This window comes from Chitinophaga barathri, assembly GCF_003807585.1.
Lineage (GTDB): Bacteria > Bacteroidota > Bacteroidia > Chitinophagales > Chitinophagaceae > Chitinophaga > Chitinophaga barathri.
Genome location: NZ_RMBX01000007.1, coordinates 229,442 through 249,126 on the forward strand (window position 1 = coordinate 229,442; position 19,685 = coordinate 249,126).

The 19,685-nt window shown below is 50.9% G+C and carries 20 protein-coding genes, 1 tRNA gene and 1 riboswitch; of the genes, 10 read left to right on the forward strand and 11 right to left on the reverse strand.

The genetic code is table 11. The features are described 5' to 3' along the window. Positions 1-19: 19 nt before the first annotated feature. Together EG028_RS14440 and EG028_RS14445 are read right to left on the reverse strand one after the other, a co-directional pair. The gene (locus EG028_RS14440) at positions 20-262 is read right to left on the reverse strand and encodes a hypothetical protein (protein ID WP_123864676.1); all 243 of its coding nucleotides are present in this window, start codon (positions 260-262) and stop codon (positions 20-22) included. Beyond that, on the reverse strand, positions 243-509 hold the full coding sequence (locus EG028_RS14445; RefSeq protein ID WP_123864677.1) for a hypothetical protein: 267 nt from the start codon (positions 507-509) through the stop codon (positions 243-245). Before EG028_RS14445 ends, EG028_RS14440 begins: the two co-directional genes overlap by 20 nt. Positions 510-929: 420 nt before the next feature. Between EG028_RS14445 and EG028_RS28075 the strand changes: the two genes are divergently transcribed. Both EG028_RS28075 and EG028_RS14455 read left to right on the forward strand, forming a co-directional pair. Next, entirely contained in the window at positions 930-1,157 is a 228-nt protein-coding gene (locus EG028_RS28075) for a helix-turn-helix domain-containing protein (RefSeq protein WP_162946511.1), read from the forward strand. A gap of 11 nt (positions 1,158-1,168) precedes the next feature. Then, a complete protein-coding gene (locus EG028_RS14455; RefSeq protein WP_120517146.1) occupies positions 1,169-1,519 on the forward strand; it encodes a hypothetical protein in 351 nt (116 codons plus the stop codon). 105 nt (positions 1,520-1,624) lie between these two features. Here EG028_RS14455 and EG028_RS14460 read toward each other — a convergent pair. Together EG028_RS14460 and EG028_RS14465 are read right to left on the reverse strand one after the other, a co-directional pair. Beyond that, positions 1,625-1,699, reverse strand: a tRNA-Arg gene (locus tag EG028_RS14460). Between the two features lie 53 nt (positions 1,700-1,752). Continuing rightward, positions 1,753-2,319: a MarC family protein gene (locus EG028_RS14465; RefSeq protein ID WP_120517145.1), complete on the reverse strand. Its 567-nt coding sequence runs from the start codon at positions 2,317-2,319 to the stop codon at positions 1,753-1,755. 117 nt (positions 2,320-2,436) lie between these two features. Between EG028_RS14465 and EG028_RS14470 the strand changes: the two genes are divergently transcribed. The 3 genes from EG028_RS14470 (at position 2,437) to phnY (ending at position 5,833) form a co-directional block, all read left to right on the forward strand. Then, the gene (locus EG028_RS14470) at positions 2,437-3,021 is read left to right on the forward strand and encodes a helix-turn-helix domain-containing protein (protein WP_120517144.1); all 585 of its coding nucleotides are present in this window, start codon (positions 2,437-2,439) and stop codon (positions 3,019-3,021) included. Between the two features lie 115 nt (positions 3,022-3,136). Next, positions 3,137-4,381 (forward strand): phosphonoacetate hydrolase, encoded by a 1,245-nt coding sequence (gene phnA / locus EG028_RS14475; RefSeq protein WP_120517143.1) that lies wholly within the window; start codon positions 3,137-3,139, stop codon positions 4,379-4,381. A 9-nt stretch (positions 4,382-4,390) separates the two neighbouring features. Further along, the gene (gene phnY / locus EG028_RS14480; protein WP_120517142.1) at positions 4,391-5,833 is read left to right on the forward strand and encodes a phosphonoacetaldehyde dehydrogenase; all 1,443 of its coding nucleotides are present in this window, start codon (positions 4,391-4,393) and stop codon (positions 5,831-5,833) included. Positions 5,834-5,969: 136 nt separating this feature from the next. On the opposite strand, the gene EG028_RS14485 is transcribed toward phnY, so the two are convergent. Together EG028_RS14485 and EG028_RS14490 are read right to left on the reverse strand one after the other, a co-directional pair. Further along, the gene (locus EG028_RS14485) at positions 5,970-7,079 is read right to left on the reverse strand and encodes a 2-aminoethylphosphonate--pyruvate transaminase (protein ID WP_120517141.1); all 1,110 of its coding nucleotides are present in this window, start codon (positions 7,077-7,079) and stop codon (positions 5,970-5,972) included. Further along, positions 7,076-8,410 (reverse strand): DUF5690 family protein, encoded by a 1,335-nt coding sequence (locus EG028_RS14490; RefSeq protein WP_241559130.1) that lies wholly within the window; start codon positions 8,408-8,410, stop codon positions 7,076-7,078. The genes EG028_RS14485 and EG028_RS14490 overlap by 4 nt, the downstream gene beginning before the upstream one ends. Before the next feature lie 305 nt (positions 8,411-8,715). Between EG028_RS14490 and EG028_RS14495 the strand changes: the two genes are divergently transcribed. The 3 genes from EG028_RS14495 to EG028_RS14505 are packed head-to-tail and all read left to right on the forward strand — an operon-like array spanning position 8,716 to position 11,493. Beyond that, a complete protein-coding gene (locus EG028_RS14495; RefSeq protein WP_120517140.1) occupies positions 8,716-9,243 on the forward strand; it encodes a carboxypeptidase-like regulatory domain-containing protein in 528 nt (175 codons plus the stop codon). Continuing rightward, a complete protein-coding gene (locus tag EG028_RS14500; RefSeq protein ID WP_120517139.1) occupies positions 9,203-9,964 on the forward strand; it encodes a hypothetical protein in 762 nt (253 codons plus the stop codon). Before EG028_RS14495 ends, EG028_RS14500 begins: the two co-directional genes overlap by 41 nt. Before the next feature lie 20 nt (positions 9,965-9,984). Beyond that, positions 9,985-11,493 (forward strand): SusD/RagB family nutrient-binding outer membrane lipoprotein, encoded by a 1,509-nt coding sequence (locus EG028_RS14505; RefSeq protein ID WP_120517138.1) that lies wholly within the window; start codon positions 9,985-9,987, stop codon positions 11,491-11,493. Between the two features lie 362 nt (positions 11,494-11,855). On the opposite strand, the gene EG028_RS14510 is transcribed toward EG028_RS14505, so the two are convergent. From EG028_RS14510 to EG028_RS14520, 3 genes are read right to left on the reverse strand one after another with little or no spacing between them, the layout of a single operon-like run. After that, the gene (locus tag EG028_RS14510; protein WP_120517137.1) at positions 11,856-12,785 is read right to left on the reverse strand and encodes an ABC transporter substrate-binding protein; all 930 of its coding nucleotides are present in this window, start codon (positions 12,783-12,785) and stop codon (positions 11,856-11,858) included. Between the two features lie 59 nt (positions 12,786-12,844). Continuing rightward, the gene (locus EG028_RS14515; protein WP_120517136.1) at positions 12,845-13,444 is read right to left on the reverse strand and encodes a DUF6580 family putative transport protein; all 600 of its coding nucleotides are present in this window, start codon (positions 13,442-13,444) and stop codon (positions 12,845-12,847) included. Between the two features lie 17 nt (positions 13,445-13,461). After that, entirely contained in the window at positions 13,462-15,372 is a 1,911-nt protein-coding gene (locus tag EG028_RS14520; RefSeq protein WP_162946509.1) for a TonB-dependent receptor plug domain-containing protein, read from the reverse strand. Positions 15,373-15,426: 54 nt separating this feature from the next. Then, positions 15,427-15,647: riboswitch (cobalamin riboswitch) on the reverse strand. 49 nt (positions 15,648-15,696) lie between these two features. Here EG028_RS14520 and EG028_RS14525 point away from each other — a divergent pair. Together EG028_RS14525 and EG028_RS14530 are read left to right on the forward strand one after the other, a co-directional pair. Further along, positions 15,697-17,022, forward strand: a complete 1,326-nt coding sequence (locus EG028_RS14525) for an APC family permease (RefSeq protein WP_120517135.1) — start codon at positions 15,697-15,699, stop codon at positions 17,020-17,022. Between the two features lie 24 nt (positions 17,023-17,046). Further along, positions 17,047-18,207 carry a trans-sulfuration enzyme family protein gene (locus EG028_RS14530; protein WP_120517134.1) on the forward strand — a complete coding sequence of 387 codons (1,161 nt, stop codon included), beginning with the start codon at positions 17,047-17,049 and terminating at the stop codon, positions 18,205-18,207. Positions 18,208-18,291: 84 nt separating this feature from the next. On the opposite strand, the gene EG028_RS14535 is transcribed toward EG028_RS14530, so the two are convergent. Continuing rightward, positions 18,292-18,942, reverse strand: a complete 651-nt coding sequence (locus EG028_RS14535) for a tetratricopeptide repeat protein (protein WP_120517133.1) — start codon at positions 18,940-18,942, stop codon at positions 18,292-18,294. Between the two features lie 103 nt (positions 18,943-19,045). Next, complete coding sequence (locus EG028_RS14540; RefSeq protein ID WP_120517132.1) at positions 19,046-19,552, reverse strand: lipocalin family protein; 507 nt, start codon at positions 19,550-19,552, stop codon at positions 19,046-19,048. Between the last annotated feature and the right edge of the window lie 133 nt (positions 19,553-19,685).

Sequence of the window (19,685 nt, forward strand, 5' to 3'; positions counted from 1 at the left end):
TATTGAATTTAGCGTTGCCCTATGCCGATTCAGGTAATGCGGGCTTTAGAATAAAAATGACGTTGTTAAATACCGTTGCCGGTACGGTGGTATCGGTGTGCAGCAATGGCGTTAATCCGCCTTTGTAGGGGATTTCAATGGTTTTTAAATGGAGGGTGATAAAAACGCCTGTAATGGCTGAATTTGCCCCGGTTAAACGGCTTATACATTGCTGGATGATTTGTTCAAGGTTCTCCTGATCCTCAATTATTGGGTTGTTCATGCGTTTGGTTTTTGGATGTTTCATTGTCTGAATGCATGGTTAGCACCCGGTCGTATACGGCCCGGATTGCGTTGTGTTCGGCCTTACTACATGGTTTTCCGGTTTTCATCCGGCGGTAAAATGTTGCTTCGCTCCATCCCAATTGATTGCAAACCAGATCAAGGAAGATTTTAGGTAAGGCGGCTAAATTTTGGTAAGCTGCTGCAAGCGGATTACCCGGCGGGGTTGCCGTTTTTTGTTGCTGCATGGATTTTAGGTATTGGGCGGTATGCCACGGGTTATTAATGGCGCTTTGCGGGTAGTGGTGGAACTGGCAGAAATGAAAAATGGCGTGGGTTAGTTCCTACCCGGCTGAAGGGCTACGACACCCCGGACACGAGATAAGAACGCCCACACCATTATAGTGCAGGCGATTTACCTAGTCTCCCGTTCCGTTGAAAGGTCGTAGTTTTCAGCCGTGAGATCAAAGCAAATGCGCTTAATATTTTATGAGTTGCAAAGTTACATCAGTTTAAGAACTGTTTATCCAGCTTTGTGATGGATGTTTTTTCATGGTGCTATAATCAGTTTCAGTAAAAATACATAAAATACCAATACTGCGTACGAATAAGTACGCAGTATTTTTGAAATTTATATGATGCTTTGCGTTAACCTAATATGTCCTATAATGGTTAATGCAGAAGACAGAAAGATAATTGTAAAGTTCGGCAAGCATCTGGCAAAGCTAAGAACGGAAAAGGGGCTAAGCCAACGCGAGTTATCCCATAGATGCCGGATTGATTATAGTAAAATTGGGGCAATGGAAAGGGGGGAAGTGAATTTAACATTGGTGTCCATGGTGGAACTGGCACGAGGGTTGGAAATTTCCCCTTCCTTATTGCTGAATTGGGATTAAATAATTTTAGCATGAATAGCACCAAAACAAAGATTAAAGCATTAAACGAGAATGTTTTACTAGATCGGTTGCGTGGTTTGGATTATACCACTCTCAAGACTTTTGCAAGTGAATATTTAGATAAATGGAATAGAGCGAACGAGGCGTTGGAACAGGTTCGGGCCAAAAAGCCCTCTTCATATGATGGTTTTGAACTGACTGACCAAGATATTACAGCTATGGCTGATAGGTATTTTTCGATACATTCCATGTGTTTGAAAGTCATGGGCGAACTTCAGATTAGTTTATTTGGCCGTGATCCTTTTTTACAGTTGGCAGAGATACGATGGAATGAGAAGTTTAAGGTTGCCAAAAACTCATGAAGACACTTTTTAAGGCTTTAAAGGAGATTGTGACCACCAAAGTGACCACCACCGAAAATTAAAAACCCGCAAACGCTTGTCTGTATTGCGTTTACGGGTGTCTGGTGGTAGCCCCGCCAGGAATCGAACCTGGATCCTCAGCTTCGGAGACTAATGTACTATCCATTGTACGACGAGGCCAGTCTTTTGAAGGAATGCAAAACTAACGTAAATTCAGAATTTTCTAAAGAATTTTATAATGTCCCGATATTGCTTTTGAAAATCCTCACCGCGATCGCTAAAAGTATCACCCCGAAGAACTTACGTACCACCATCAGCCCGGCTTTGCCCAGGATCCGCTCTATCCAGCTCAGGCTTCTCAGCACCACAAATATGATAATAAGATTCACCAGAATGCCCGCCAGGATGTTATAATCACCAAAATTGGCCTTTAGGGACATAATAGTGGTGAGCGTACCGGAGCCGGCAATCAGCGGGAAGGCGATAGGCACCAGGCTCCCGGTTTTGGTGTCTTCGCTTTTGAAGAACTCAATGCCCAGGATCATTTCCAGCCCGATAATAAAAATCACGATGGAGCCCGCCACCGCAAAGCTCTGAAGGTCTACGCTCATCAGTTTCAGGAACGCTTCCCCCACCAGCAGGAACACCACCATCAGCACGCCCGAAGCCAGCGTGGCCTTCGCGGCATTGATCTCCCCGATCTTCTCTTTTAAAGACAGGAGAATGGGGATGGACCCCAGGATATCTATCACTGCAAACAAAGTAAAGCCTACGGTAATGATCTGGTCGATGCTGAACATATGATGGAATTTTTGCAAAAGTAGGGTATTCTTTCGCCTGATTATGAGCTAAAATATCTAATTTGGCCCGGATTTCAACGGAAGCCCCATTTAAAGGAAATTAATAAATACCCGGCTATGCAAGAAGATATTATTATACAGATCAGCAACAAGATCAAAGAAAAGCGTAAAGCCAAAGGGATTACCGTGCAGGAACTGGCCAATAAGGCAGATGTGAGCAAAGGCCTCATTTCCCAGATCGAAAATAACCGTACCGTACCCTCGCTGCTGGTACTGGTAAACATTATCCGCGCGCTGAACCTGGATATGAATGAATTCTTCAACGACATCAACCAGCATAAGCAAGCCGCCAAAGTAGTCATCAAAAAGAAAGACGAATACCAGGCTTTTGAAAAGGAAAATGCCAAAGGATTTCTCTATAAAAGGGTGCTCACACGCAACATCAAAGGCGGCCCCACGGACATTGTGCTGCTGGAACTGAAAGCCGGCGCCAAACGCGCCCAGATCGTCAAAACCGACGCCTATGAATACAAATACGTGATCAAAGGCACCGTGGAATACCTCATCAATAACGAAAAATACATCCTCGAATCCGGGGATTCCATCTTCTTCGACGGCCGCCTCGGCCATAAACCCTCCAATATCGGGGAAGATGACGCCCTGCTGCTGGTCGTTTATTTCTTCCAGGACGGCGAAAAGTAAACCCACCCTCGTTTTTCAGGCTTTTTAACCCCGATTCATAAAAAATTAACAGCGGACTTGTGTAAAAATGTTTAATTTTACTACTCAATTTATTAGCATTTATAAACACATTCCGATGTCGATATCTATCAATTCCTTCACAGTCAATGGCAAGACCTATACGCCGCCGGCCCGGCCCATAGTTGTTATCTGCCTGGACGGCTCTGCCGATGAATACCTGGATACCACCATGGCTCACGACCGTATGCCGAACCTTAAAAAGATGGTACTGGCCGGTTACCGCGGTATGGTAAGGGGCGCGTTGCCCTCCTTCACCAATGTGAACAATTCTTCTATTGTAACAGGCGTGACCCCGGCGGTACACGGTATTTGCGGGAACTTCTTTTATGATACGAACCGCAAAGAGGAAGTGATGATGAACTCAGCCGAATACCTGCGCGCTGAAACCATCCTGGCAGCCGCGGCCAATGCAGGTCGTAAAGTGGCGGTGGTTACTGCCAAAGAAAAACTGAGGGACATCCTGAGCCACAAAATGACCGGTATTGCCTTTTCCGCTGAAAAAGCAAACCAGGCGCAGGAAGCTACTCACGGGATCGGGAATGTGGAGACGGTTCTTGATTTAAAAACGCCCGCCATTTACAGCGCGGATGCCAGCCTGTTCGTACTCCGCGCGGGCGTGGCGCTGATCGAAAAAGGCCTGGGCGATTTCCTCTATCTCTCCCTCACGGATTATATGCAGCACACATTTGCTCCCGAAGATGAGCCTTCACTGGCCTTCTACGAAGCAATAGATCATGAGCTGGGCCGCCTGCTGGCCCTGGGCGCGGTGATTGGCGCTACGGCGGATCATGGCATGAACGCCAAACAAAAAGCAGACGGTTCGCCGAATGTATTATATATCGAAACCATGCTCACGGAGCAATTCGGCAACGGTTTCAGGGTGATATGCCCGATTACGGACCCGTATGTGAAACACCACGGCGCACTGGGCTCTTATGTAGCCGTACACGTTCCGGAAAATGTGGACGAAACGGCCGTGAGCGACTGGCTGCAACAGCAGCCCGGCATCACCGAAGTGCATAACAAGGCCATGGCCGTACGTTTGCTGGAGCAGCCGGAAGACCGCATCGCAGACCTCGTGGTGCTCAGCGCCCGTGACGTAGTAGTGGGCAGAACGCCCGCGCATCACGACCTCAGCGCACTGGACTCAGGCCTCCGCTCACATGGCGGCAGGTACGAGGAAATGGTGCCCCTGCTGATCTCGCACCCGCTGAAAGCTGCCTACAAAAGTAAAGCCGCCGGCGATCCCCGCAACTTCGACGTTTTTGATTTCACCGTGAACGGTACATCCCATAATTAATTCCGAACTATGTTAGACACATTCGTTCCCGGAAAAGTGAAAGCACTCACCGGTTATATCGCAGGCAAACCCCTCGCTTCCGCGTCGCTGCTGGAAGTGCGCAGCCCGTACGACGGCCGTGTAGCCGGCACAGTGACCCTGGCCAGCCGCAAGGATACCGAAGCCGCTATCGAAGCGGGTTTGAAAGGTGGGGTGAAACTCACCCGTTACGAACGGTTTGCCATCCTGGATAAAACCCGGCAGCTGCTGGAAGAAAGAAAAGAAGAGTTCGCTGAACTGATCACTTCCGAATCCGGCCTGTGCATCCGCGAAACCCGCTACGAAGTGGGCCGCGCGCGCGACGTGCTGCATTTTGCGGCGCTGGAAGCCTTGAAAGATGATGGACAGATATTCTCCTGTGATATTTCCCCACAGGGTAAAGCACGAAAGATATTCACCGTCCGTGAACCATTGAGCCTGGCGGTAGCTATCACACCGTTCAACCATCCGCTGAACCAGGTGGCGCACAAGATCGCCCCGGCCATTGCTACGGGTACCCCGGTAATATTAAAACCCTCGGAAAAAACACCGCTGACCGCCATCAGGCTGGCAGAGCTGTTGTACGAAGCCGGTTTGCCGCATTACATGCTGAGTGTGTTATTGGGCCCGACCGCCGAAGTGGCGGAAGTGCTGGTAACCGATCCAAGGGTGGAGCTGGTGTCTTTCACCGGCAGCGTGGCGGTGGGCAAACACATCGCTAAAAATGCGGGATATAAAAAAGTGATCCTGGAGCTGGGTGGCAACGATCCGCTGATCGTGCTGGAAGATGCAGATATGGAACTGGCCGTTACGCTTGCTGCTGAAGGTGCTTACCGAAATTCCGGACAAAGATGCACGGCGGTAAAACGTATACTGGTACAGGAATCCATCCATGATGAATTTGTAGCGAAACTGGTTGAAAAAACAAAAGAATATGTGACCGGTGATCCGGCTTCGCCTGAAACGCGTGTAGGTACCGTGATTGACGAGCCCGCCGCTATCTATCTCGAAGATGTGGTGAAAAAGTCGGTGGCGCAGGGCGCAAAAGTATTGATCGGTGGTAAAAGGAATGGCGCACAGCTGGAGCCAACCGTCATCGTAAATGTACCCCGTGATGCGCAGATGGTCGTGCAGGAATCATTCGGCCCGCTGGCGCCCGTGATGAAAGTACGTGACCTGGACGATGCGATAGCATTGGCTAACAGCACGGCCTTCGGACTTTCTTCCGGCATCGTGACGAACGATATGCAAAAGGCTATCAAAGCGGTGAAGGAGCTGCGTATGGGTACGGTGAACATTAATGAAGTGCCGGGTTACCGTATAGAAAGTTCTCCTTTCGGCGGTATTAAAGATTCCGGTTTAGGTATTAAAGAAGGGGTGATCGAGGCGATGAAATGTTTTACTTATGTAAAAACGTTCTCCCTGCCCTGGTAATATTTGTAACTGTTAGTGTTACTTTTTTTTGTGTGTATGCATGCGCTCCTACGGGAGCGCATTTTTTTTGTACCTGATACCCGGGCAAAAAAAACGGGACGCAAATGCGCCCCGTTGGATTATTCAGATAGTCAGGCTATGGGTGTACAGTGATTTGCATTTCCTCCATGATCTCGCCGATGGCCCGCACCAGCGCCTGCACATCTTCCGGGAATATCTGCCCGATATTACCGATGCGGAACGCATTGGTTTTACTGAGCTTGCCGGGGTAGATCACAAAGTTGCGCTCGCTGAGGCGGCGGTAAAATTCTTCGAACTGGAAACCGGGATGGTCCGGGTAGAGGAAGGAGGTAATGATATGCCCCTGGATCTCGGGGCGAAGGTATTGCGAAAAACCCAGCGCGTCCAAGCCGCTGTCCAGCACGGATTTGTTCTGCCGGTAACGGGCTTCTCTTGCGGGAATACCGCCTTCTTCCCGAAGCTCCATCAGCGCCTGCCTGAAAGCCATCATGCTGAGGGTGGGCGGCGTAAAACGGAACTGTCCGCTGGTTTCCAGTCCCAGCCATTGCTCGTACAGGTCCAGGCTGAGGCTGCGGGCGCGGCCTTTCGCGGTTTGCAGTGCATCCTTTTGCGCGATCACAAAGGCAAAACCCGGGATACCTTCAATGCATTTGTTGGAAGAAGAAACAAGGAATTGTATGTGTGCGGATTTGATATCTATTTCCACTCCGCCAAAGCTGCTCATCGCATCCACGATAAACGTTTTGCCGGCGGCGGCGCATATTCCGCCTATTTTTTGAATGGGATTAAACAGGCCCGTGGTGGTTTCGCTGTGAATACAGGCTACGTGTGTGATATGCGGATGTTGCGACAGGAATTGTTGTACGGTTTCCGGGTCCGTGATCTCATCTTCTTCAAAGCGGATCACCGTATGCGGCAGGCGATGGATTACCGCCATCTTTACGATACGCTCCCCGTATGCGCCATTGCTGAGTATCAGCAGGTGGTCGTTTTCGCCGATAATGCTGCTGATCACACTCTCCACGCCAAAAGTGCCGGAGCCCTGGACGATCACGGTTTCATATCCTTCTGCTTTGCTTACATGCCCCAGCGTCAGCAGTTCATCTCGGATGAAACGGATGGTCTGGATAAATGTTTCGTCCCGTGAGCCCATATCTTCAAGGGCGGCCTCTTTCACCGTGCGGGACGTGGAAAGCGGCCCTGGTGTGAATAACAATTTCTTCATAGATGTACTGACATTTTTTGCATCCCGGGCGCGGGCGGTTCTTCTTTCGTCCACAGCCTGGTAATGCCGTATTTGCGGTTGAAATATACAAATGCTATGCATAACAGCGCCAGGCAGGTAATGCACAGCACGTAGCTGAACTGCATCAATACCCTGCTCCAGCGCAGATCTTTCATAAAAAACTCGCGGTACAGCAGCAGGCCCACGCTTCCCAGATAACCCACCGCGTCGCAGCCGTACACAAAAAATCCGGCATTCGCTTTCATCTTAAACATCCCGATCAGCCTTTCGAACAATGCGACCTGTATGGGGATGTATGCGAGGAAAAGCCCCGTACCCAGCGACAGCATCCAGGTGTAAGGCCCGATGATGTGCTGGTGAAAAAGCAAAGTGCTGCCGCCAGTCATCAGTATGCCAATTATCATAACGGCCTGCGTGGCCCACAGCCCGCGGATGTTACTTCGGAAAGTGGACAGGGCGCCCACGCATACGATCACGATGGCGGTGCTGATCAGCTCGGTCTGTGCCAGTATATTCCGGCTCCAGTGGCTGCCTTCGATCTCGTTCCATATTTCCACACTGAAATTGTCCCTGAAATCGCGCATGGTGGTAAGCAGGCAATAGATCAGCAGGATGCAGAGCAGGCCCGGCCAGTAATGGCGCACGATGTCCGATTTGTCCGCAGGGGTCATAGGCTGCCGTTCTACGCGCAGCAGCTTGTCCGTGTCGGTAGGCGCGGGTATGACGGACAGCATCCATACAAAAAAGCAGAACAGCGGAATGAACAGCAGTCCTATCGTGAACGGCATCCAGAATTCGGTAATAAAAGGAAAGAGGTCCTGTATTTCGAGGTAAATGGTCTTTAATACGCCGGAAGCCGCAATGATGCTGATGCTCAGCCCCATGGCGATAATCTCCGTGAACCGGCGGCCTTCCAGGAAACTGAATATCACACCCCATACCATGCCCAGCGGCAGGCCGTTGAGAAAGAGAAATACAAAATTATACGGGTAAGGCACCAGTGCAAAACCCAGCAAAGCCGTTTCCGCAAACAGTATGAGCCCGGCTATCAGCCGGATGCGCTGTGAGGGCTTCAGTTCGGATATCACTTTAATGCCGATGAACTTGCTGATCATATAACCCATTACCTGGGTGATGATCAACACGGTTTTATACCCCAGGCCGAAAAGCTCCAGGTTCGCATACAGCCCCGTGTTAAAAGGTTTGCGAAAGGCATACATACAAAAGTAGGTGCCGAATGATGCGAGCAGGCACCAGATCACAAAGAAAACCCCTGCAGGATTCTGCAGTTTCTTGATAAATACAGCCACGTGGTAATGTTTAGTATTGCAAACCTGGTTGACTATTCTTTGTTTAATATTTGTAAATTAAAAAAATTCTCTAACTTAGAAGAACTTTCCTCGTTATTTTTTTAGAATCGCCAAATATCATAGTGTTTTAGCCAGTTCCAGGAGGATTGACCAAAGATCGCCAGTTTATAATTACTAAAAGTCCAGCCCATGTTAAGTAATTATTATTTTAATATTTCTATACTGTTAATTTAGCCATACTTAACATTTTGGACATACTGGATAAGCACTTTTGCATCAACCTATCGCTTAATCTGTAACACCATATGCAACACATTTTACAACCTCTGCACAGGGCAGTTATCCTGATGCTTGCCGCTACCTTCCTGTGTACGGCAGCCTGGGCCCAATCCCAGCTTTCGGGCCGGGTTTTATCCGAAGACCAGCAACCCTTGCCTGGCGTGACCGTAAAAGTGAAAGGCTCCAACACCGGCGCTGTCACGGACGTAAACGGGCTCTTTACCCTCAAGGCCGCTTCCAATGCGGTTCTCCAATTTACATTTTTAGGCTTTGCCCCGCTGGAAGAACCGGTGAACAACCGTTCCACGATCAATGTGGTATTGCTGACCGACAAAAAAGCACTGAATGAAGTCGTAGTGACCGCACTCGGCATCAAAAAAGAAAAGAAGGCCCTTGGTTTTGCCGTACAGGAAGTAAAAGGATCGGACCTGGTGAAAGCGCGCGAGCCGAATGCCATCAACTCTTTATCCGGTAAGGTTTCCGGCCTGCTCATCGCTTCCAGTCCCAACCTTTTTGGTAACCCGGACATCCGGCAGCCAGCAGAAGCTGGGTAATATTAAAGTAGGCGAACGCGCGGATGCTTATTACACGACGGATTTCCAGCGTTCCCCGGACGGGAAGATCGTGTATGGCGCAAACGGTCTGCCCATCCGTGACCCACTGCCCAAACGAGTGGGATTCTTTACCCCTGACTGGTTTGGTGGCCTTACGAACACGTTCAGTTATGGCAACTTCCGTTTCTCCTTCCTGCTGGATGGCCGTTATGGCGGCAAAACGCTGAACTATGTAAACAAAAAACTCTGGGAAGGCGGCCGTCACCCGGATGCGGGGCCTGCCGCAAGGGAAAAAGACGCGCTCCGTGATGCGAACAACAAACCCATCCCGCATTGGGTAGGCGAAGGCGTGGTGATCACCAAAGGCGAACTGAAAAGGGACGGCGATGGCAACGTGATCTCCGATACCCGCGAATTTGCTCCCAATACAAACAAAACCACTTTCCAGGATTGGGCGTACAATCTCATGGGCGCAGACATTTCGAATATCATCGATCAAACTTTCCTCAAACTCCGCGACGTAACACTGACTTACAACATACCTGCCAAACAGCTGGCGCGCACGCCTTTCAAAACGGCGAACGTAAGCCTGGTGGGCCGGAACCTGCTGTATCTCACGAAGCACAAGAACATAGACCTGGATCAGTTCATCGAAGGCAACAACGGCCTGCAAACGCCGTCTGTAAAGAGCTACGGCATCAACGTAAACCTCGTATTCTGATCCTTTAAAACCATTACAACATGAAACGTTTCCCTGCTATATTATTATGCCTGGCTTTGGCCGCCGCCATGCCCGCCTGCAAAAAATTCGACACTTTACAGGACAACCCGAACAAACCGACCACATCGCCGCCCACCCTGCTGCTCACCGGCATCCTGATAGATCTGAAAGATAATCCATGGGACCAGGCGCAACGTGAAAACCAGTTCTGGGTGAGCAACTTCGATTATTATGCCAGCCAGGGTTACAACTGGGGCTCTACCGGCATGCGTTATGGCGTGCTGCGGAATGTGCAGAAAATGGAAGAGGAAGCAAACCGTTTGGGCGGGGATGAAAACAGGCCCTACCTGATCATTGCCAAGTTCCTGAAAGCGTATTGTTATATAGACATGGCGATGAAATTCGGGGATGTACCGATGAGCGAGGCCATGAATGCCGCTTCGGACAACTTCACCCCCAAGTACGACACACAGAAAGAAGTATTTGTACAAAGCCTGAAACTGCTGGACGAAGCAAGCACCGAAATGCATGCATTCCTCACAGCGGCCGTGCGCAACAAGATCAACGGCGACTTCATGTTCGACGGCGATCTGAACAAATGGCGTAAACTGATCAATACCTTCAAGCTGCGTGTGCTTATCAATATGAGCAAACGGGTGGATGAAGGCGATCTGCGCATAAAAGAACAATTCGCCGCGATCCTGGCCGATCCGACAAAGTATCCGGTGATGGAAAGCAACGGGGACAACTACAGCGTGGTGTTCAACGGGAACATCCAGGAGAACCGTTACCCGCTCGGGCCCTACAACCGCGGTTTTGACCGTGGCCGTAACAATATGGGCGCCACTTACCTGGACAGTCTTACCGCCTACCAGGACCCGCGCACATTTGAAATCGCCGAACCGGTGGATACCGCCAAGACGAATAATGTACCCGGTTTTGCCACAAGGTTCAGTTCCTACAAAGGCGGCCGTACGGGCGATGTACTCAGCGATCTAAGTTCGCAGAACGCCAAAGGTTTTCTTTCCTACGGCAACGAAAGGCGCTACTGGGCTACAGGCAGCGGCGAACCGTGCATCCAGGTGGGTTTTGCCGAGCTGTGTTTCTCTGTGGCCGAAGCCATCCAGCGCGGCTGGATGCCCGGCGATGCGGAAGCCTGGTATAAAAAAGGCATCAAGGCTTCCATGAATTTTTACGGTATTTCCGATGATGTGTTTAATGCCTGGTATGCCGCATCCGCAAAAGCGAAATACAAGGGCAATAACGCGGAAGGCCTTAGCCAGATCCTGATCCAGAAATACCTGTCTTTCTTTATGAACTCCGGTCGCCAGGCGTATTACCAGTACCGCAGGACGGGCATTCCCAGGTTTGACATTGGCCCCGCCAACTCAAACGGAGGCCGTATCCCCAAGCGCTGGCTGTATCCGCAGAGGGAATACCAGACCAACAACGACCAGGTAAAAGCCGCTCTGCAAAGACAGTTCAGCGGTACGGACGACATCAATGGAGAGATGTGGCTGATCAAATAGTCATGTAGAAGAGTAAGTTATACTAACAAAAACAAGACGGGCCTCATCTGAGGCCCGTTCTTGTTTAATAATACGGGATAGACGCCGTCAGTATGCCGTCAGAATAGGGTGGTTACGATGCCAAACCGGGAGGGTACATGGTGAGGGCCGGGTAATGCCTGGACTTACCTTGGACTTACCCTGGACTTACCTCGGACTTACCTTGGACTTACCTTGGACTTAGAATGCTTAAAAAATGGGAAATTATCGGTTAAAACCGCCAGGAAGCAACCCTGCCTGGCATTTTACAGACAGAAATTGACTGAATAATTCTCTCCCCAGAAAAGGGGCGATATTGGCAAGAATCGTCTGATGCCGCCTTGTTATACCTTCTGCAACTCCAATGCCATAAATTTCTCTTTCAGTTTCTCCGGCGCTTCAAATACCTGCGGGTGAAAAAGATGCGCGAGCACTTCCACTCCGTCTGTCAGCGTGCTTGCGCTCGGCTGGGTGAACAGGTCGTAGTCGGCAAGATATACTTCATTGTTGCGTACAGCCTGGAGGTTATTCCAGCCGGGCACTTGCGTTACAAGATGCAGCTCTTCGGCGGAACGGCCCGTGAGGAAGCCGCATGGCGCGATCACCAGTACTTCAGGATCGTAACGGAATATCTTTTCCCAGGGAGTGACGATGGAATCGCCGGCCGGGTTGGACAACATGTCCACACCGCCTGCATATGCCACCTGGTAAGGAATCCAGTGGCCGCAGTTGTATACGGGCGCCATCCATTCCATGATCATAACGCGGCGCAGCGGGGAGCGGTGCTGGCGCAGGCGGTCCGTGATCAGATCCAGGCGCTGCTGGAGGGCGGCCAGGTAACGGTAGGCTACTGCCTCTTCGCCCAGCGCTTTGCCGATGGTGATGGCGCAGTTAAATACATCCGTCAGGTTGTTCGGGCTGAGGCTTACCAGCTCGGGCTGTTTGGAAAGTTTGTATACGGCCTGCTGCGTGCAGTGTGTATCTATCTGGCACACTTCGCATACGTCCTGGGTGAAGATCACGTCCGGGGAAATCTTCTCCAGCAAAGGCTCGTCTACATAATAAAGACTTTTCCCCTGCGCTTTGGAAGCGGAAAAGATGCGGTCTATTTCCTCACTGCTGTAAGTATTTCCTTCCAGTACATACCGCACTACACGTTCTTTTTCCGCCAGCGCAACGGGCGGGCATTCGAAGGTTACGCCCTGTAGCATATGCTGCAGGCCCATGTCGTAGATCATCTGGGTAGCTGCGGGGAGGAAGGAAGAAGCAATCATGGTAAGCAGTTTAAAATAATAAAAGAAGGGCCGGCCATTCAGCCAGCCCTTTGATGATATTAACGGACGGCCAGCGCCGGTATCTTTTTTTCCATCAGGGCAAACAGTCCGAAGAAGATGCCGCTGAATACAAGATTGCTCAGCAGCGTGTTTTTCAGGAAAGGCAGGCCCAGTTCATAACACCTGAGAAGACCGGCAAGATCACGGGTAAAGGGTTTGCCGGTGGTAATGTCGATGCTGAATTCGCCCATGAAGGTACCGAAGTCCGCAAACAGCCAGTGTACGATAGCCGCCAGGAAACAGGCCAGTACAATATTTCCCACGCGCATCTTTTTGATCACCAGCTGCCCGATGAGCACGCTGGCGGCAAAACCGATATAGACCCAATACCAGCCGCTGAACAGGAGATTGCCGTGTGAGTAGGCTTTGTACACCGTCTGCATCATGATCACATCGCTGAGGAAAAGCGTGAGCAGGGGAAATACATACCCTTTCCATTTATCCGCGAAACAAGCGCCGCCAAACAGCGCCATGGCGCCTACCGGCGAGAAGTTGGAAAAGGGCGTGATATTACCGGCAGCGGTGATCCGCAATACGCCTGATACGATAATGAACAGCAGCAGTACAAAAAAACGCGGCTGTAAACTCTTGATCGACATCTGTTTGAATTTAATGATTACAGTGTAAAGGACACTCCCGCGGCTACGTTGAAGCCTAACACGGAGTAGCCGTAAATTTCCCAATATTTTTTGTTATTGGTGATGTTATTTGCGTTGAAAAATAAGTTAGCCTTCGGCGAAAAACGGTATTCCACGTATGCGTCCAGGAGGGTGTAGGCTTCCAGCTGTACAACCTGCATCGGATCGGGGAAAGGCGGATAATACTGGTCGTAGCGGCTGCCGATGTGGCGGAGGGTGCCGCTTACAAACAGGTGTTTGGTAACCTGGTAGCCTACGTTCAGTGTGCCGGTATGATTGGGGCGGCGAACGAGGTTGTTGTAGGTCGTGTCTTTCCCGGGAGTATCCTGCGTGGTTACTTCTCCGTCCACATAAGCATAGTTTGCTTTGATGTTCAGCCCTTTGACAGGTTGTACGGCCAGTTCGATTTCCAGGCCTTTATCGTGCTGCTGGTTGAAGTTTACGTACTTGTTGGTAGCCGGGATAAAGGCGATCACGTCTTTCAGGTCGCGTTTGAACACCACGGCGCGCAGGTCTATCCTGTCGTTCAGCAGGAAGGTTTGTGCACCGGCTTCATAGCTGGTGGCATGTTCCGGTTTCAGGTCTTTGCTGCCCCAGATGCTGTACAGGGAAGTGAGGGTAGGCGCTTTGAACCCGGAAGCGATGCTGGCGAATATTTTCAGCTTGTCAGAAACGAGATAGGACGGGTTGATGGTATACGTGAAATTGTTCCCGTATTGTGAATGCATGGTATACCGCCCGCCCAGTTCAAAACTGAAGCCATGCAGGTTTTTGATAAACAGCGCTGCGTAAGGGCTGGTATTGTACATGTCGCGTACGCCGTAGGGGGCGTCGAATGTGGTGTCGAACATCTGCGACTTGCGGTATTCCAGGCCCACCATGGCTTGCAGCCAGTTGGTAAGGTCATAGTTTGCATACAGTTCCGCGAAATAAGACCGGCCGTCCAGGTCGGTAACGCCCCATGAGCTTTCGTCGCGGCGGGTTATTTTCTGGTAGGCAAAGTTTCCGTGAATCTGTCCCTTGCCGTTGAGGTCATAGTCACCGCGGATGCCGGTGTGGATCAGTGAGGATTTGTTGTTGTTCACAATTGCGTCTACGAAAGGCCCGCCGTCATACAGGCTTTTATAATCGCTGTAAAACAGGAAGGGCCGCAGTTTCAGCTGTTCGGTGGCCTGGATGCCTATGTTCGCCATAAAGGCGTTTTGTTTGATGCCGTCACGGTCGTAAGCGGGATCCTTGAGTGTGTCTGGCGCCGCTGCTTCGGAGATACCGTCTGTTTCATAGTGCGTGAAATTGACGTTGTAATCCACGTTGTCCTGCTGGCCGCGGAGGCCGAGCGAGCCTTTCAGGCTGCGGTTGCTGCCCCAGACGAGATCGCCGTATGCGCTTATGGGTTTGCCGCTGCCTTTTTTAGTGATCACATTCACTACGCCGGCGATGGCGTCCGCGCCGTACATAGTGCTTTGCGTGCCGCGCAGTATCTCGATGCGTTCTACCTGGTCCACAGGCAGTAGGCGGAGGTCGATGGCGCTGCCGGTAAGGCCGGTGGCGTCCGCTACGGGAATGCCGTCCATCAGGATGGTCGTGTATTGGCTGGTGGCGCCACGGAAATAAAGTTCGCGGTTTTTACCGGGGTTGGAACCTACCCCGTTGATCACGATGCCGGCTTGTTCATTCAGTACGTCCGCTACGGTGCGGCCCTGGCTCTGGGCGAGCTGCTGGCTGGTGATCACGGAAAGTACCTTACCGGTTTCACTTTGTTTTTTAGCAAATTTGGTGGCTGTAACTACAAAGGTGTTCAGTTGTGAGACTTGCGCGGAATCTTGCGCGGAGGCTGCATAGCATATAGCCAGCAAGCCGAAAGTAAGCATTGAGCTTTTCTTTTTCATGTACGTTAATAGGTTGAATAAGTGCAACATGCTCTCTGCTTTCACCCGAAGCAGGGAATGGAAGGTAATGCGGCAGGTCTTCTGGCTTGCCCGCTTCCCGGAGGTACCTTCCCGCCCCGGGTTATCGGGGCAGTGGCTGGAGGATCCCGGAAAACATCGCGCTGCCGGGGAGGCAGGCGGCGGGTTTACAGCTACGGGGATAGCTCCGGATTTACACCGGATTCCCTATTAATGCCCGATCAAAATCAGGGGCAACCGTTTACCGGGGGCAAACCTACGGATATTTTATGTAAATAACCGGTTAATCGGTTATCTTGTAATATTATGAGCATCAAACCAAAGCTGGGCCCTTTTGACCTTACGATGATAGTGGTAGGGCTGGTAATAGGGATGGGTATTTTCAGAACGCCGGTCAGCGTAGCCCGGGAAACCGGCACTCCTTCTTTGTTTTTTATGGTATGGATATTGGGAGGCCTGGTTACCCTTTGCGGGGCGCTCACCTACGCGGAAATAGGCAGCCGTTACCCGGTAGCCGGAGGGTTTTACAAGGTGCTTTCTTATGGTTTCCATCCCGCTTATTCTTTTATGATCAACTGGACGCTGCTGATATCCAATGCCGCATCCATCGCCGCCGTGTGTATCGTGGGGGCGGAGTATATCGGCCCGGTGTTATTGCCGGAAACCATCCAGCACGAAGGTGGCCGCAAGGCCATTGCCATTGGCGCAGTGCTCATGCTGTACCTGATCAACCTGTCCGGCATACGTATGAGCGCCAGCTGGCAGAATGTGCTCACCGTATTTAAGATCACCCTGGTGCTGCTGTTATGCCTCGCCGCTTTCAGCAACAACGTGGCGCCTCCCCAAGCAATGGCTTCCGCGGCTTCGCCGCATAGCTGGGCGTATATTTTCGGAGCCGCGCTGGTGCCGGTTTTTTTTACTTACGGCGGTTACCAGCAGACCATCAACTTTGGCAGCGATGTTAGAGAGCCCGGCAAAAACATGCCTAAAGCTATCATGCTGGGGATCGCAATTATTTTGCTGCTGTATATCACGGTGAACTATGCGTACGTTAAAGTGATAGGTTTCGAACAGCTGAAAAATACCGATGCATTGGCTGCGCGTATGGCCGGGGCGTTTTTCGGGGAGTACGGCTTTAAAGTCACCAGTGTGCTGCTGTTCCTGTCGGTGCTGGGTTATGCGAATGTGAACCTGATGTCTAACCCCAGGATGTATTACGCCATGGCTGAAGACGGCGTGTTGCCGGGCATTTTCAAAAGAGTGAACAGCAAAACGCAGGTGCAGGAAGTGGCATTGACCGTATTTACCGCACTGGTGATAGGCCTGCTGTATTTCCTGAGCAACTTCGATACGATCATCCGTTATGTGATGCTTTTTGATTCGATCGGGCTGGCTTCGGCCGCAGCCACTATCTTTGTGCTTCGGAAAAAAACAGCACACCTGGATGGGACGGGTATTTACAAAATGAAACTATACCCGCTGATCCCCGCGTTTTTTATTACCGTTTATCTTTTTGTAACCGTCAATATTTTTATAACAGACCTGAGCCAGGCATTGGGAGGAATGGTGTGGTTTGTAGCAGGACTGCCCATTTACATTTTTATGAAGTATGTCGTGCGGAAGAAAACATAACCCGCGCAGGTATTAAATCAGACTATGGATTTATCTTATATTATCAATCAGCTAGGAGAGGACCGGGAATTGTATTTTAATGCCATAGCCCCGCCCATTGTGCAAAGCAGCAACTTTGCGTTTGATACGGTTGCGGATCTTCGTGATTTGTTGCAGGATGAGTACAAGGGATTTCTTTACAGCAGGGGCAACAATCCCACGGTGGATATCCTCCGCCAGAAACTGGCCGCGCTGGATGGAGCGGAAGATGCACTGGTGTTCGGCAGCGGCGCGGCGGCAATATTCGTATCCGTGCTTTCTCAGGTGAAGCAGGGGGATCATGTGGTGTGTGTGCAGGACCCTTACAACTGGGCACGGCATATACTGGAGGACCTGCTTCCGCGTTTTGGCGTGAGCACTACATTTGTGGACGGCGTTTACACGGAGAATTTTGAAAAGGCCATCCGGCCCAATACGCGTCTTATATACCTCGAGTCGCCCAACTCCTTCACTTTCGAGCTGCAGGATATTGAAGCCATTACCAGGCTGGCCAGGAGCAAAGGCATCGTCACGATCCTGGACAATAGCTACTGCACGCCGCTGTACCAGCAGCCGGGCCGCCTCGGCGTGGACCTTTGCCTGCAATCTGCTACCAAGTTCATCAGCGGCCACAGCGACACAGTGGCGGGTGTGCTCACGGGCAGCCGTGAAATGCTCCGTAAGATATTCGTGTCCGAATTCCTGAGCGTGGGCAGCACGATAGCGCCTTTCTCCGCATGGCTGCTGCTCCGTGGCCTGCGTACGATGGAGATTAGGTTGAAACGCAGCCAGGAAAGTACACAGGAGATCTGCCAGTGGCTGAAAAAGCAGCCGCAGGTGGAGAAAGTATTTTATCCGCTGGACCCGGAATTTCCGCAATATGAACTGGCGCAAAAACAAATGAAAGGCGCCGCGGGCCTCGTCACTATCCAGCTGAAAGCAACGGAAGCGGCGCAGGTGGAGCGGTTCTGCAATTCGTTGAAGAATTTTTTAATGGCGGTAAGCTGGGGCGGGCACGAATCGCTCATTTTCCCGGCCTGCGCCGCTGTGCCCGAAGGCGGCTTCAGCGCGGATCAGCCAAAACACCGGATGGTGCGGATATACATCGGGCTGGAAGAGCCAGGGTTCCTGAAAGCCGACCTTGCGCAGGCACTGGCGCAGATTTAGCAACATAGACATTACGTTATTATAAACGAAGAGGCGATCCTGTGCAGGATCGCCTCTTCGTTTATGCTTGTAACATTCCGGTTATCAACCCGGCATGCGGCTGATATATTTATCCATTTCCTTGATCTGGCTCACGATCTGTTCGGTCGTAGGCTTCTGCGCTTTAGCACGGCGGAAATAGTCTTTGGCGGTTTTGAAATCGCGGCGGCTCATGGCAATGGAGCAAAGCGTCAGCAGCGCGGCGGCGGTATTTTCTTTATCGGGCAGGCCCAGCTTGAGGGATTTTTTCAGGTTGGCATCCGCCGTTTTAATATCATTTTTCTGGTAAGCGATGGTGCCCAGCTGGAAGTACTGCATGCCTTCATACTCTTTCATGGGGCTGCCGGTCTTGATGCTGGCCTTAACGGCTGCTTCGGCCTTATCCAGGTCCTGGGTGTACATGGCCATATTGCTCTGCATCATGTAATAACCTGAACGGATCGGTTTGATGAGCAGTTTGGGGAAACGGATCTGGTTCAACAGGCGGCTGGCCGTTTCCACATCACCGGCTTCCACCGCTTCCTGGATGAGGCGCATGGGGCCGAACAGGAAATGCGTTACGATACAGATCAGGGCCAGTACCAGTACAATGGAGGCTTCCCACCAGCCAAAGGCAAAACCAAGGGCAATACCGCCTGCCAGGAGCAGGAAGCCCAGGGGGAGACGGTATTTGATAAATAAGTTAAATGCTTTCATAATAATTCTAAAAACGAAGGGCAAAGATACAATAAGAAAAAAGGAAAAAACGGGGCAAAATATGCCAGCGCTTTTTCCTTTTACTGTTTGTTTGAATATTTTCTTATTGCCTGCTGAATGAATATACTACATAAGCAGTTTTTCCTTCATAAGATACCGGCGCACGCCATGTCATGGAAGCGTTGTCCGCACTTTGCAGTTCCACGCGGTAGCCGTCCGTTATGTTTTTAGCTTTTACCCCGTCCGCCAGCTCCTTGAACTGGATCATGATCACGCCGCCCTGGTTGAGGGTGCTCCATACGATGTTCTGCATGCCGGTAGGGCAGTCTGTACTGGTGGAGGTAAGCGTGTAGGAACCGTAGCTGTTGCTGGGGAGTACCCAGTTGCTGCCCTGCAGGCAGTCCGGGGGGATATTGGAAAATACCGTTTTGATCTTGGCCGTTGCCGGCAGACCGTCGTAGCTCACATTGTTCAGGGTCCATTTGCCTGTTGCGCTTTTGCGCATGCCGCTGGCCGTAGGTGCGGAGGCTCCCTGTTGTGAAGCGCAGGCGCTGAACAACAGCATGGCTGCCGCGGATACCATAAACAGGCGGGTCAGTTGCTTTATCATTTTTTGGATGTTTAGTGCATAGGTAACAAATTTCCGGCCAAAAGTGTTGCATATAAAATGAGAATGGGCACACGCGAGGTGTGCCCTTTGGGGAACAATGTGATGTTATGGGTAATAAAATTTTGGGGCTACC